The organism is Neisseria sp., assembly GCF_041804105.1.
Classification (GTDB): Bacteria; Pseudomonadota; Gammaproteobacteria; order Burkholderiales; family Neisseriaceae; genus Neisseria.
In genome coordinates, this window is record NZ_JBHCJY010000025.1 from 1 (window position 1) to 14006 (window position 14006).

Here is a 14006-nt window from a genome sequence, read left to right on the forward strand (position 1 = left end):
AAACCGTCCGTTTTCCAAAAAACAGGCCGTCTGAACAGCCGTGCGGCGGTCGAACAGCATGCCCGAATGGCTCACGGGCAGCACAATGTGGTCGGCCATGCCCGCGCACTCGGTTTCCGACAGCAGCACCGTACCGTCGTGTGCATTAAAAAGCGTGGCGTACGGTTACGGCGTATCGCCTAACCGTACCTACTTTTTTGTTACGGTTCAGGCCGTCTGAATTTATTTGGGTAAGCCCGCGCAGCCTGCGTAGGTACGGTTAGCGCCCCAATGCGCGTAACCGTACGTCGGGCTTTGAGCTGCGGCAGGCCGTCTGAAAAATATGCGTGCATTAAAAATGCGTGGCGCACGGTTACGGCGTGCCGCTTAACCGTACCTGCTTTTTTTGTTACGGTTCAGGCCGTCTGAAAAACCTTTTTCAGACGGCCTTTAGCCTTTAGAATACCGTTTTGCGTTTTTATCTGCCAAATCAAAAGGGAGCAACCATGTTCGGATTCAAATCATTGCTGGACATACCGCGCTGGGAAGCGTTTGCGGTGGTCGCGCTGCTGGTGGCGGGGATGGGCTACACCATCATCGAAACCGGCTGGCTGCCGCATATGTCGATTATTGCGGCCATTATCGTGCTGCTGGGCTACGGCCTGCTGCGCGGTGTGCCGTACAAGGGGATGCAGGACGGCATGATCGGAGCGGTGGGGCAGGGCATGGGGGCGGTTTACCTGTTTTTCTTCATCGGCCTGCTGGTGAGCGCGCTGATGATGGGTGGGGCGATTCCTACGCTGATGTATTACGGTTTCGGTTGGGTGTCGCCCGAATATTTCTATTTTTCCGCATTTGCCCTGTGCAGCATCATCGGCATCGCCATCGGCAGCAGCCTGACGACCTGCGCCACCGTCGGCGTGGCCTTTATGGGGATGGCGCACGCGTTCGGCGCGGATGCGGCGATGACGGCCGGAGCGGTGGTGTCGGGCGCGTTTTTCGGCGACAAAATGTCGCCGCTGTCGGACACCACGGGCATCGCCGCTTCGATTGTCGGCATCGACCTGTTCGAACACATCCGCAACATGATGTACACCACCATCCCTGCATGGCTGATCAGCGCGGCTTTGATGTTGTGGCTGCTGCCCGATGTGTCGGCGGGCGGTTTGGGGAATGTGGCCGAGTTCCGCAGTCGTCTTGAAGCCACAGGCTTGGTGCACGGCTATTCGCTGCTGCCGTTTGCCTTGCTGGTGGTGCTGGCGCTGATGCGGGTAAACGCGGTTGTGGCGATGCTGCTGACCGTGGCCGCCGCGCTGGGCGTTACCTATTTCCACAGTTCGCCCGATTTGGCTCAGTTGGGCAAATGGTTTTACGGCGGTTTCAAGCTCGAAGGCGATTTCGGCGAAGTCGGCAAACTGGTGTCGCGCGGCGGTTTGGAAAGCATGTTTTTCACCCAAACCATCGTGATTCTCGGCATGAGCCTGGGCGGGCTGCTGTTTACGCTCGGCGTGATTCCCGCGCTGCTGGCGGCGGCCAAATCCTTCCTGACCACCGCCGGACGCGCCACATTCAGCGTGGCCGCCACGTCCGTGGGCGTGAACGTTTTAATCGGCGAACAGTATTTGAGCATCCTGCTCTCGGGCGAAACCTTCAAGCCCGTTTACGACACGCTCGGCCTGCACCAGCGCAACCTGTCGCGCACGCTCGAAGACGCGGGCACGGTCATCAACCCGCTGGTGCCGTGGAGCGTGTGCGGCGTGTTTATCAGTCAGGCGCTCGGCGTGCCCGTGTGGACTTACCTGCCGTATGCGTTTTTCTGCTGGCTCTGTCTGGTGCTGACGTTGCTGTTCGGGTTCACCGGACTGACGTTGAGCAGGAAATAAGGGCTGAAGGCCGTCTGAAACAGATACGCCAGACAAACGCAGGCCGTCTGAAATCGGGTTTTCAGACGGCCTGACGGGTTCGGCAGAGTGCTTTGCCAAGCCGCCATTCCTAGGCAGGCGGGTGTCTGCGGGAAAAACAGGCCATGCGTGATTCCGCTAACCGTCAAACCAAACACGGCTTCCCGCTTGCGTAAGCCAGCCGCCGTACTGTTTCATCCGTTTATCCGCTGTACAACACTTCCGAAAGGTTCCGCCATGCAGCCCGCACTCGATGTCGTCATTCCCTGTTACAACGCCGAAGGCACCTTACGCCGCGCAGCGGAAAGTGCCGTCCGCCAAAAGCCCGTGCAAACCGTGTGGCTGATTGACGATGCGTCAAGCGACGGCACGGCGGTCGTGATGGCTGAGCTGGCAGCAGAATTTCCCGACATAATCCGTTGCGAATACCTGCCGCAAAACGGCGGCGTTTCCCGCGCCCGCAATTGGGGGCTGCTGCAGAGCAGCGCGGAATTCACCGCTTTTCTCGATGCCGACGACGAATACGAAAACGGCGCGCTCGATGCCGCCCATATGGCCTTGTCGCATTATCCCTATCTCGGCCTTGTGCGCCTGAAACTGGCCGCCGTCGGCCTGCCCGAACGTTATGCGCAGCATGAAAACCTGCCCGCCGTTTGGCGACAGCTCGAAATGACCGTCGGCGGCAACACCGTATTCCGCCGCAGCCTGCTGCTGGCCGCAGGAGGTTTTCCGCAGGACAAGCTGTTCTGCCAGTTCGGCGGCGAAGACGGCGCGCTCGGCATCGCCTTTACCCGCGCCAATGTTGTCGGCACCCTGTTTGCCCCCGAAAGTTCAGGCGTGCGCCACTATTGCCGCGACGGAATGCACGCCGAACGCCTGCTCGATGCCGGCCTGTTCGGTGTCAGCGACCCGCACATCACGGAAGCGCACCGTTTGGAAGCCGAGGCCGTAACCCAAAGAATCTGCAACGCGCTGGCCGGTGTGAAAGCGAATTTGGTATTCGGACAAACCGGCATCACGGAACTGACGGCGGAATACGGATAAATGCGGTTAAAACGTTCAGGCCGTCTGAAAACCTTTTCAGACGGCCTGAACGTTTTTTGCATTGGTGGTTTTGGTTTGATAGCCATATTCGAATGATTTTGTTTAAATCATCTGTTTCTGTTCATGAATGTGCGTAGCCGTTGTCTGATTGCCGTCATGCCCGTGCAGGCGGAAATCCATGGTTAATGACCATAACCGATTGCATCAAAGAGTCTTATTGAATTCAAGGCTGGATTCCCGCCTACGCGGGCATGACGGCAGTTGATGAAATCCGTCTTGCCTGTATGCCATCAATCCAATATCCGCACACAGCCAAAAAAGCAAAGGCCGTCTGAAAAAAATTCAGACGGCCTTTTGCTGCCTTTTGCGGCATCAAAACCGGTCAGTTCGAACCGACTTTGATTTTCTGCCACAGGTTGACGGTCAGTTTCTTCGCGTCCGCGCTCATCTGCGGCATCACGAAGCCGTTTTTCATGTCTTCCTGAGTCGGGAAGATGGAACGGGTTTCCACCAGTTCTTTCGGCAGTTTCTCGCGTGCGGGCAGACTGGCCGGAGCGAAGGTTACGGCTTTGGCGTTTTTCGCGGCCACTTCGGGGTCGAGGGTGTGGTTGATGTATTTGTGGGCGTTGGCGACGTTTTTCGCGTCGGCCGGAATCAGCCACGATTCAATCCAGAAACCCATGCCTTTGGGTGTGAGCACTTCGATGCCGACGTTGTTTTTCACTTCTTCCGAACGGGCTTTGGCCATGTTCAGGTCGCCGCCGTTGCCGGCCGCCAGACACACATCACCGCGCGCCAGCTCGTCAATAACCGACGGGCTGAAGCGTTTCACGTCGGGACGGATTTTCTGCAACACGTCGGCTGCGGCTTTGATGTCGTCGTTGTTGGTGCCTTTGGGGTCTTTGCCCAAGTAGTTCAGCACGATGGGGAACATTTCAGACGGCGTGTCCCACAGGGCGATGCCGCAGGATTTCAGCTTGTTGGTGTATTCGGGTTTGAACAGCAAATCCCAGCCGTTTTCGGGCAGTTTGCCGCCCAGCAGTTCCTTGCCTTTGGCGGTAATGGCCAGCGTGTTTACGCCCGAGAAATAGGGTACGGCGTATTCGTTGCCCGGGTCAGCCGTCGCCATCATTTTCAACAGTTCGGGATCGATGTTTTTGTAGTTGGGAATCAGCGTCTTGTTGACTTTCTGATACGCGCCCGCGGCGATCTGGCGCGGCAGGAAGGCGATGCCGGGCACTACGATGTCGTAGCCCGATTTGCCGGTCAGCATTTTGGCTTCGAGCGTTTCGTTGTTTTCGTAAAGGTCGTAGGTGAGCTTCAGATTGTTGGCTTTTTTGAAGTCTTCGACGGTGCTTTCGTCGACGTAGTTGGACCAGTTGTAGATGTTCAGGGTATCGGTGGCGGGAACATCTGCGCCGGCTGCGGGTTTGCCGGCATCGGCCTTGTTGTCGGCCTGACCGCTCTGACCGCTGCAGGCTGCCAGAGATAATGCGGCCAATACGGCCAATACGGATTTTTTCATACGGGTCGGTTTCCTGATGAAAGGGTTTAACATAACGGGAAATTCCGCGCCCCGGGAACCTTGGGTCTTGCAGACGGGTTCCAACACCCCGGCGCGGCAGGGGCATTGTAAAGGAATGGGCAATAAAAATCAAAGCGATAAGGGTTGCGCAACGGGGGGCTTGCCACAGAGGGGCCGTCTGAAAATATATGTGCGGCTTCGGGAACGGTTTTCAGACGGCCTCGGGCGGTTTTTACCGAAAACACTTGCATATGTGCATCTTAGCCTTTAAAATTGCGCGTTTACAAAGTTACTTTTTATCAGGAGTTCCCATTATGGCAAACAGCGCACAAGCCCGCAAACGTGCCCGCCAAGCGGTTAAAAACCGTGCCCACAACGCCAGTCTGCGTACCGCTTTCCGCACTGCCGTCAAGAAAGTGCTGAAAGCAGTGGAAGCAGGCGATAAAGCCGCAGCTCAGGCCGTTTACGCCGAGTCGGTAAAAATCATCGACCGCATCGCCGACAAAGGCGTGTTCCACAAAAACAAAGCAGCCCGCCACAAAAGCCGCCTGTCTGCGAAAATCAAAGCGTTGGCCTAATCCGCACCGCCTTTTGCAGCAAGCTGTAATGCCCCTGACGAGACTGTGTTACCTACGGTTTTCAGGGGCATTTGTTTATGCGTTTTTAAACAAAGCCGCAGAACTCTTAAAACGGTTTGCTTCTCTAACCAAGGCCGTCTGAAAACCGACTTCACCGAAACGGACACCGCATTATGTTGAAACCGATCAGCCTTATCGCCGCCTTATCCGCCGCTTCCGTTCCCGCCGCATATGCGGCAGGGCAGGAGGCTTTGCAGTGCGCCCTGGTTCAGGACAACGCCAAGCGTTTGGCCTGTTACGACACGGTGTATGCGGCGCAGCTGCCCGCGCAGAATCCGCCGCAGCTCCCTGTCGATAAGGCGAAAACGAAGCAGCCTGTCGATTTGGCGGCTTCGGCCAAGGCCAGTATCGAGAAAAAACAGGCTGCCGTGGTGTTCGAACAGCCCGACCAAACCGCCGTATCCGAGCAGACCATCAAGGAAGCGGCCGATGCCTATACGCCGTTGAGCAAGCTCTACGATTTGGATCAGAACGACGAGCGCGGTATTTTGTCCGTGCGCGAGCATAATCCGATGTACCTGATGCCCGCGTGGTACAACTCCAGTCCCAATTACCGCCCGCAGTCGCCCACGCGCGGCGTATCCGATGCCGAGGCATCCGCACGCCAAAAACGTTTGGAGGCGAAAATGCAGGTTTCTTTCAAAACCAAGCTGCTCGAAGATTTGTTCAAAACCCGTTCCGACGTATGGTTCGGCTATACGCAGGAATCCAACTGGCAGCTTTGGAGCCAGGGTGAAAAATCCGCTCCGTTCCGCAATAACGATTATTCCCCCGAAATCTTCATTACCCAGCCGGTAAAAGCCAATCTGCCGTTGGGCGGAAAACTGCGCATGGTCGGAGCGGGGTTTGTCCACCAGTCAAACGGCCGCACCCGTCCCGAATCGCGTTCGTGGAACAGGGTTTATGCGATGGCCGGTATGGAGTGGGGCAGGCTGACCGTGATTCCGCGCGTGTGGATGCGCGCGTTCGACCAGAAAAACGATGACGACGACAACCCCGACATCAATCGCTACATGGGTTACGGCGATTTGAAACTGCAATACAACTTCAACGACAAGCAGGTGGTGTCGGGCACCATGCGCTACAACCCGAAAACGGGGCGCGGCGGCGTGAAGGCCGATTATTCGTTCCCGCTCAAAGGGAAAATGAAAGGCTATGTGCAGGCGTTTCACGGCTACGGCGAAAACCTGTTGGATTACAACCACAAGCAGAACAGCATCGGTTTCGGTGTGAAGCTGAATGATTGGGACGGATTGTAAAAACAGCGAAAGCCGTCTGAAATGCCGGATAAGCCCGTTCCCGCATGTTTCTACCGATATTAAGCCCCTGTCGGCGGGTTGCTCCGTTTTCAGACGGCCTGTCCGTATTTCCTACATCTGCCCGAACGCGTATAATGCGCCGTTCGGGCAAAACTATTACCGGCAATAACTGTCCGCGCAAACACAAACATAAAAAAGGCAGCAACCGCTTTGAAAAAATATCTGATTACGGGCATCTTGGTTTGGCTGCCCATCGCCGTAACCATCTGGGTAATTACCTACATCGTTTCGGCGTCCGACCAACTGATCAACCTTCTGCCCGCCCATTGGCAGCCCAAACATTTTCTCGGCTTCAACATCCCCGGCTTGGGCGTGATTGTGGCTGTATTGGTGCTGTTCGTTACCGGCCTGTTCGGGGCCAATATGCTGGGCAAACGCATCATCGCCGCGTGGGACAGTCTGCTCGGCCGCATTCCCGTAGTCAAATCCATTTACTCCAGCGTGAAAAAAGTGAGCGAATCGCTGCTTTCCGACAGCAGCCGTTCATTTAAAACCCCCGTGCTCGTGCCGTTTCCGCAGCCCGATATTTGGACGCTGGCTTTTGTCTCCGGCGACATCCCGCCTGCGTTGGCCGTCGGGCTGCCGCAGGACAACGAATATATTTCCGTGTATGTGCCCACCACGCCCAACCCCACCGGCGGTTACTACATCATGGTTAAAAAAACCGACATCCGCGAAGTCGATATGACTGTCGACGAAGCCTTGAAATATGTGATTTCACTGGGCATGGTCGCCCCCGACGATGTGCCCGTAAAGACATTGCCCGACAATAAGGCCGTCTGAACGGCAATACCGTCAAAACAAACGGCATCTGATTGTTCAGATGGCCTGAATAAGATTTGGATATACCAGTTAGCATTTTGATTTAAAAGGAAAAGCATTCAATGCGTACCAACTATTGCGGCTTAATCAGCGAACAATATCTCGACCAAACCGTTACCGTGAAAGGCTGGGTACACCGCCGCCGCGACCACGGCGGGGTGATTTTCATTGACTTGCGCGACCGCGAGGGCATCGTTCAGGTAGTGATTGACCCCGATACCCCCGAGGCTTTTCAGACGGCCGATTCCGCGCGTAACGAATACGTTTTGAGCATCACCGGCCGTGTGCGCAACCGCCCAGAAGGTACGACCAACGACAAAATGATTTCGGGCAAAATCGAAATTCTCGCCAAAGAAATCGAAGTGTTGAACGCCGCGGCCACGCCGCCGTTCCAAATCGACGACGAAAACCTCAGCGAAAACGTGCGCCTGACCAACCGCGTGATTGACCTGCGCCGCCCTGTGATGCAGCGCAACCTGCGCCTGCGCTACCAAGTGGCGATGGGCGTGCGCCGCTTTTTGGACGAACAGGGCTTTATCGACATCGAAACGCCGATGCTGACCCGTTCCACTCCCGAGGGCGCGCGCGACTACCTCGTGCCCAGCCGCGTGCATCCGGGTGAGTTTTTCGCGCTGCCGCAATCGCCGCAACTCTTCAAACAGCTTTTGATGGTGGCCGGTTTCGACCGCTACTACCAAATCACAAAATGCTTCCGCGACGAAGATTTGCGTGCCGACCGCCAGCCCGAATTTACCCAAATCGACTTGGAAACTTCGTTCCTGAACGAAGACGAAATCATGGACATCACCGAAGCGATGGCCAAAAAAGTGTTCAAAGACGCACTGGACGTGGATTTGGGCGACTTCCCGCGTATGCCGTTTGCCGATGCCATGTTCTACTACGGTTCTGACAAACCCGACATGCGCATCAGCCTGAAATTCACCGAGCTGACCGACTTGATGAAAACGGAAGAATTCAAAGTCTTCCGCGGCGCAGCCGATATGAAAGGTGGTCGCGTGGTTGCCCTGCGCGTGCCGGGTGGTGCGAAGCTGAGCCGCAAAGACATCGACGAATACACCAAATTTGTCGGCATTTATGGTGCGAAAGGCTTGGCCTACATTAAAGTCAACGACGTAACCAACCTGAGCAACGGCGAAGACAGCGGTTTGCAGTCGCCCATCGTCAAATTCCTGTCTGAAAACGCCCTGAAAGAAATCATCGCCAAAACCGAAGCGCAAAACGGCGACCTGATTTTCTTCGGCGCGGACAAAGCCAAGATTGTGAACGAAGCCATCGGCGCGCTGCGCATCAAGCTCGGTTTGGAACACGGTGCGGAAAACGGCTATTTCGTTGATGAGTGGAAACCGTTGTGGGTGGTCGATTTCCCGATGTTCGAATACGACGAAGAGGCCGACCGCTACACCGCCATGCACCATCCGTTTACCTCGCCCAAACCCGGCCATGAAGACCTGATGGAAACCAACCCCGAGGCCTGCCTTGCCCGCGCCTACGACATGGTGCTCAACGGTTGGGAAATCGGCGGCGGTTCCATCCGTATCCACCGCGCCGACGTGCAGGAAAAAGTGTTCGCCGCGCTGAAAATCACGCCGGAAGAGCAGCAGGAAAAATTCGGCTTCCTGCTCGACAATCTCAAATTCGGCGCACCCCCGCACGGCGGTTTGGCCTTCGGTCTCGACCGTTTGGTTACGCTGATGACCGGAGCGGAATCCATCCGGGACGTGATTGCGTTCCCGAAAACCCAGCGCGCGCAATGTCTGCTGACGAATGCACCGAATGCTGTGGATGAAAAACAACTGCGCGAACTCAGTCTGCGCCTGCGTGCGAAAGCTCAGGAAAGCAAAGAAAGCTGATGCGCGGTTAGGGTTTATTAAACATGTATTAAAGGCCGTCTGAAAATGATTTCAGACGGCCTTATTGTTGCGGATTGTTTACGGATTTTCTGTTTTCAGACGGCCTTTTATCCGAACGGTTCAACGGTGTGATATTCGCCGGTTCGGTAAAACCTGTCCGGCTTGGAACGTGAAAAGCGGCTGAACATAATCAAGGCTTTCAGACGGCCTTCCGGTTTTCGGCATTGTCTGTACCAACGGCATGAGTTGTGCCGGAAAGATGATTGACGACAAACCATTGGTTTATTGAAACAAAAACCATAGGCCGTGTTTAAAACATCACCGGGGTTTCGATGCCGATGCCCAGTAATCTTTCGTCGTTGCCGATGTGCAGTTCGGCGGGGGAAAACAGCCGGTTTGCCGAAATCCGAAGTACCGTGCTGCTTTGCGCTTCCACCGTGATTTCCATGCGGTCAGACGGGGTGTGCGGATGCGCAATCCATCGGTTGCCGTCGAGCCTGTGTACGGTGATTTCCTGTTCGGGCGCAATTTTTCTGATGCCGCATCTGAATGTATGTGCCCGACCGTCCGTATTGTTCAAAACCAGACAGGCATCGGTTGATTTTGACCATCTGCCCCAGTTTTCCTGATTGAACCATCCCATCAGGTAGAGATGCTGGGGAGAATTGTTCAGGCTGTCGATCAGTCGGGAGATGGCGGGTTCGAATTCGTTGAAATAGCCGCCGCCAATCAAAGCCGTGTCATGCAGCTGTTTGTCGGCCAGCCAGAGCATGAACCATTCGGCGGCTTTCAGGTTGTGTCCGGCCGCAATCAGGTTTTTGAGCAGCAGGCTTTTGCAATACATCTGCTGCGGTGCCGGTAGGGGGAGGGTCAGACTGTTCAGGTGTTCCCAGATGAAACCGTCGGCACGGTTGCGGGCAAGGGATTGGAAAATTTCCATGCCGATTTCAGCGTTGATCTGGTTCAGGCAGGTTTCCAGCAGCCGTTGCCCGATTCTGTGGTGGTGCGAACGCAATAAGCTGCGTGCCAGATAAACGCGGCGGCTGTTCCACGAACGCTTGATGCTGCGGGAGAGGCTGAGCAGTCGGGGAAAGTCTTTATCCAATGATGCGGACAGCAGGCGGGTGAAATTTTCCGTTCCGCTGAATGCGCGGATGGTTTGATGTCCGGTACCGAATATTTTGGCCGTCTGAATATGGGGCAGAGACTTTTTGATGTGTGCCACATTCATGGCGTCCGACTTGTCGCTTGGGTCGTAAAAGACTGTGATGAAACAGTCTGTACCGGCATCGCTGCCGTTGACGGGCGGTTGGGTTAAGTCGGGTCTGTAATATGGGCGGAATCTGCCGTCTTTGCCTTCCATGTCTTCAGGCCGGATGGAATATTGGGGACAGAATGCCAAAACGGTATCGGCTTGCAACCTTCGGGCAAATTTAAGGGCGGCATATCCGCCTTGCGAATGGCCGAACGTAACGGTTCGGCCGAAACCGTTTTCCGCCAGAATTTTGTCGGAGCAAGCGAGCGCATCGTGCATTCCTTCTGTGGGAAACCAGTTTGGCGTTTTGCTGACGAATCCCAGATAGGATGTGCCTGATTTTTCAAAGACGCTCTGTCCCCAAGCCCCCAGGCCCGGCCGTAATCCCATTTCGTTGAACGAAATCACGATTAAATCGCTGTTGCGGTATTGGTAATAAACTTCGACAAACTCGTTTTCATAGATTTTCAACTTATTCTCCCAAATGCCGTACTTTTTTCAGACGGCCTTAATCCGTTGTTTTCGCAGGCATGAGTCTGAAACAGGTTGTTCCCGACAGAATGTTCAGCCCGACATTGTTTGGCATCCCTTTGAGAAACGGGCAAGTTTTCAGACGGCCTTGTATACCGCGTAGGTTTCGTCCACGCATCTCTGCCATGAAAACCGTGCGGCTTGCAGCAGACCCCGTTCGCGGGCGGTAGTGCGCCAATGGTTGTCTTCCAAACCCTGCCGCAGGGCGGCGGCGAATCGGTCGGTGTCGTCGGGGTTGACGGGTAAAGCGGCATCGCCGCCGACTTCGGGCAGCGACGAGCGGTCGGATGTGATGACGGGTACGCCGCAGGCCATGCTTTCCAATACGGGCAGGCCGAAGCCTTCGTAGGCGGACGGATAGGCAAACAGGCGGGCGTGCCGGTAAAGTCCGATGAGGTCGGTTTCCGATACGTAGCCGAGTTTGCGCACCCAGCCCTGCTGTTCGGCAGCGGCGATTTTTTCCAACAGGCTGTCGGCCAGCCAGCCGTGGCCGCCGATGAGAATCAGGGGATAACGGCGGCGCAGGCTTTCGGGCTGCCGTTGGTAGGCGGCGAGCAGCTTGTCGATGTTTTTGCGCGGTTCCAAAGTGGCGACGCAAAGGGTGTAGCCGTCGGCGTTCAGATTATAGGCGGCCATCAGTCGGGCATCGGTTTCAGACGGCGGGCTGAATTGCGGCGACACGCCCATGTACACGGTATGGACTTGGTCGGGCGGGCAGGAAAATTCATGGATGATTTCTTGGCGTACGAATTCGGAATCGGCCAGGATTTTTGTGGCCTGCCGCACGGAACGTTCGAGATTCAGCTCGAATTGGCGCAGGCGTTCGGCGGGATGGGTTTCGGGATAACGCAGGATGGAAAGGTCGTGTACGGTAATCACGGCGCGCTCGGCTTCGGGCGGCACGAAAAAGTTGGGGCCGTGGAAGATGCTGCGTGCGATTTGCGGTGCATACCGTTTGGGTGCGAGCCTGTTTCGGATGACGCGGAACGGTTTCGACCACAAGGGAAAACGGGTGCGCGGTTTGAGCCGTTTGACGGTTTCCAGGTCGTCAAACAGGCGGTTCTGTGCCCAGAATTTCATTTCCAACCCGCTTTTGGCGGACAAACCCGCTGCAAGCTCGTGGGTGTAACGCCCGATGCCTGTCAGCGGGTGGAGTAAGGAAGAAGTTTCCAGTATCAGTTTCAATTTCGGTACATTTCCAGCAGGGTGTCGCGGATGGAAAAGGTTTTCAGACGGCCTATGGTGTTTTCCAGCCGTTCGGGAGAACCGACCAGACTGGGAATGTCGTTGGCGCGTACAAAGGCGGGATTCACTTTGACTTCGATTTCATAACCTGCGATTTCGTTCATCAGGGCAACGATGTCCAGCAAGCGCACGGCATGGCCGGAACAGAGATTGGTAATCAGGCCGTCTGAACCGCATTCGAGCAGTCTGGCGTACACATCGCAGGCAAACCGGACGTCGTTAAACTCGCGGGCAACGTGCAGATTGCCCAATTCCACCGTTTTTTCGCCGCGCTTGAAGTGGGCGACGATTTTCGGAATCAGGAAATGTTCGGGCTGCCCTACGCCAGTGTAGTTGAACGGGCGGGTGATGATGAGCGGCAGTTTGCCGTAGAAGTTTGCGGCGGTAAATTCCATCGCCAGCTTGCTCATGCCGTAATGGTTGGCCGGTTGAGGCGCGAGCGATTCGTCCAATACGGGCAGACCTTGGTTGCCATATACGGTGGCGCTGCTGGCCAGTATCACTTTTTTTATATCGGGTGCGTGTTGTGCCAACGCCTGCAACAGGTATTCCGTGCCGATGGCGTTCACGCGGTAAAACGCGTCCAAGTGTTCGTGGCCGACAAACGAAATTCCTGCCAAATGAACCACATAATCGGGTTTAACCTGACGGACAACGCGTTCGCAATCACCTGCTTCGGCAAGGTCGCATTGCAGCAGGCGTTTGCCGTCTCCCGATTTCAGGCTGGTGCCGAATACCTGATGGCCCGAATCAGACAGCCACCGGCCCAAATGCGAGCCGGTGAAGCTGTCCAATCCGGTAATCAAAACCTTGGCCATCAGAACGAGAATCCTGCTTCATTGCGGCGCAGGTCGGCTTTTACCATCATGTCGCACAATTCTTCCAGAGTGGTTTTCGGTTCCCAGCCCAGTTTTTCCTTGGCGTGTGCAGGGTTGCCGATGAGCAGGTCCACTTCGGCGGGGCGGTAGAATTTCGGGTTGATGCGCATCACGGTTTTGCCTGTGGCGGTGTCCACCGCGGTTTCGTTTTCTTCGCTGCCTTTGAATTCCACATCAATATCGGCGGCTTTGAATGCCAGTTGCACGAAATCGCGTACGGTTTCTGTGCGGTTGGTTGCCAATACGAATGTATCGGGTTCGTCTGCCTGCAACATCAGATACATACCTTCCACATACTCTTTGGCAAAACCCCAGTCGCGTTTTGCGTCCAAATTGCCCAGTTCCAATACATCCAACTTGCCCAATTTGATTTTGGCCACGCTGTCGGTAATTTTGCGGGTAACGAACTCGCGGCCGCGCAGAGGCGATTCGTGATTGAACAGGATGCCGCTCGAACCGAAAATATCGTAAGACTCGCGGTAGTTTACCGTCAGCCAGTGGGCATACAGCTTGGCCACACCATAGGGGCTGCGCGGATAAAACGGCGTGCTTTCCACCTGCGGAATCGCCTGTACTTTACCGAACATTTCCGAAGTGGAAGCCTGATAGTAGCGGATTTTCGGATTGATGATGCGGATGGCTTCGAGCAGGTGCGCCGCGCCCAAACCGGTAATGTGTGCGGTGGCCAAAGGCTGTTCAAACGAAACGCCCACGAAACTCTGTGCGGCCAGATTGTAGATTTCGTCGGGTTGGATGCGGGAAACCAAATGGATGCTGGCGGCTTGATCGGTCAGATCGTATTCCACCAAATGCAGGTTGGGGTGGTTTTCGATGCCCAATTCCTCGATACGCCAGAAGTTGACCGAGCTGGTACGGCGGTAAGTGCCGTACACTTCGTATCCCTTGTTCAGCAGCAGTTCTGCCAAATATGCGCCGTCTTGACCGGTAATGCCTGTTACGATTGCTTTTTTCATGGTATCAACCTTTTTTAAGAGAAT

At 55.5% G+C, this 14006-nt stretch carries 11 protein-coding genes and 1 pseudogene; 6 read left to right on the forward strand and 6 right to left on the reverse strand.

Annotated features, from left to right (window positions below):
- Positions 1–153: pseudogene (locus tag ACEYDX_RS02595) on the reverse strand (acetyltransferase); the annotation flags it as partial.
- Positions 154–485: 332 nt separating this feature from the next.
- Here ACEYDX_RS02595 and nhaC point away from each other — a divergent pair.
- Positions 486–1862, forward strand: coding sequence for a Na+/H+ antiporter NhaC (nhaC, locus tag ACEYDX_RS02600; RefSeq protein ID WP_373740481.1), 1377 nt, complete (start codon positions 486–488; stop codon positions 1860–1862).
- 255 nt (positions 1863–2117) lie between these two features.
- A complete protein-coding gene (locus ACEYDX_RS02605; RefSeq protein ID WP_373740482.1) occupies positions 2118–2924 on the forward strand; it encodes a glycosyltransferase family 2 protein in 807 nt (268 codons plus the stop codon).
- Between the two features lie 382 nt (positions 2925–3306).
- Here ACEYDX_RS02605 and ACEYDX_RS02610 read toward each other — a convergent pair whose 3' ends face one another.
- Complete coding sequence (locus ACEYDX_RS02610; RefSeq protein ID WP_373740483.1) at positions 3307–4449, reverse strand: extracellular solute-binding protein; 1143 nt, start codon at positions 4447–4449, stop codon at positions 3307–3309.
- A 314-nt stretch (positions 4450–4763) separates the two neighbouring features.
- Between ACEYDX_RS02610 and rpsT the strand changes: the two genes are divergently transcribed.
- From rpsT to aspS, 4 genes are all read left to right on the forward strand, one after another.
- A complete protein-coding gene (gene rpsT / locus ACEYDX_RS02615) occupies positions 4764–5027 on the forward strand; it encodes a 30S ribosomal protein S20 (RefSeq protein WP_373740484.1) in 264 nt (87 codons plus the stop codon).
- 173 nt (positions 5028–5200) lie between these two features.
- A complete protein-coding gene (locus ACEYDX_RS02620; protein WP_373740485.1) occupies positions 5201–6346 on the forward strand; it encodes a phospholipase A in 1146 nt (381 codons plus the stop codon).
- Positions 6347–6535: 189 nt separating this feature from the next.
- On the forward strand, positions 6536–7189 hold the full coding sequence (locus ACEYDX_RS02625; RefSeq protein ID WP_373740531.1) for a DUF502 domain-containing protein: 654 nt from the start codon (positions 6536–6538) through the stop codon (positions 7187–7189).
- A 101-nt stretch (positions 7190–7290) separates the two neighbouring features.
- Entirely contained in the window at positions 7291–9099 is a 1809-nt protein-coding gene (gene aspS / locus ACEYDX_RS02630; protein WP_373740486.1) for an aspartate--tRNA ligase, read from the forward strand.
- 310 nt (positions 9100–9409) lie between these two features.
- Here aspS and ACEYDX_RS02635 read toward each other — a convergent pair whose 3' ends face one another.
- The 4 genes from ACEYDX_RS02635 to gmd form a co-directional block, all read right to left on the reverse strand.
- A complete protein-coding gene (locus ACEYDX_RS02635) occupies positions 9410–10825 on the reverse strand; it encodes a hypothetical protein (protein ID WP_373740487.1) in 1416 nt (471 codons plus the stop codon).
- A 138-nt stretch (positions 10826–10963) separates the two neighbouring features.
- Complete coding sequence (locus ACEYDX_RS02640; RefSeq protein ID WP_373740488.1) at positions 10964–12070, reverse strand: glycosyltransferase family 4 protein; 1107 nt, start codon at positions 12068–12070, stop codon at positions 10964–10966.
- Positions 12067–12948 carry a GDP-mannose 4,6-dehydratase gene (locus ACEYDX_RS02645; protein ID WP_373740489.1) on the reverse strand — a complete coding sequence of 294 codons (882 nt, stop codon included), beginning with the start codon at positions 12946–12948 and terminating at the stop codon, positions 12067–12069. The genes ACEYDX_RS02640 and ACEYDX_RS02645 overlap by 4 nt, the downstream gene beginning before the upstream one ends.
- Positions 12948–13982, reverse strand: a complete 1035-nt coding sequence (gmd, locus tag ACEYDX_RS02650) for a GDP-mannose 4,6-dehydratase (protein ID WP_373740490.1) — start codon at positions 13980–13982, stop codon at positions 12948–12950. The genes ACEYDX_RS02645 and gmd overlap by 1 nt, the downstream gene beginning before the upstream one ends.
- Between the last annotated feature and the right edge of the window lie 24 nt (positions 13983–14006).

Coding starts and splice junctions, on each gene's coding strand:
- ACEYDX_RS02645 (WP_373740489.1), bottom strand. CDS start 12,948: ATGGCCAAGGTTTTGATTACCGGATTGGACAGCTTCACCGGCTCGCAT.
- rpsT (WP_373740484.1), top strand. CDS start 4,764: ATGGCAAACAGCGCACAAGCCCGCAAACGTGCCCGCCAAGCGGTTAAA.
- ACEYDX_RS02610 (WP_373740483.1), bottom strand. CDS start 4,449: ATGAAAAAATCCGTATTGGCCGTATTGGCCGCATTATCTCTGGCAGCC.
- gmd (WP_373740490.1), bottom strand. CDS start 13,982: ATGAAAAAAGCAATCGTAACAGGCATTACCGGTCAAGACGGCGCATAT.
- aspS (WP_373740486.1), top strand. CDS start 7,291: ATGCGTACCAACTATTGCGGCTTAATCAGCGAACAATATCTCGACCAA.
- ACEYDX_RS02620 (WP_373740485.1), top strand. CDS start 5,201: ATGTTGAAACCGATCAGCCTTATCGCCGCCTTATCCGCCGCTTCCGTT.
- ACEYDX_RS02605 (WP_373740482.1), top strand. CDS start 2,118: ATGCAGCCCGCACTCGATGTCGTCATTCCCTGTTACAACGCCGAAGGC.
- nhaC (WP_373740481.1), top strand. CDS start 486: ATGTTCGGATTCAAATCATTGCTGGACATACCGCGCTGGGAAGCGTTT.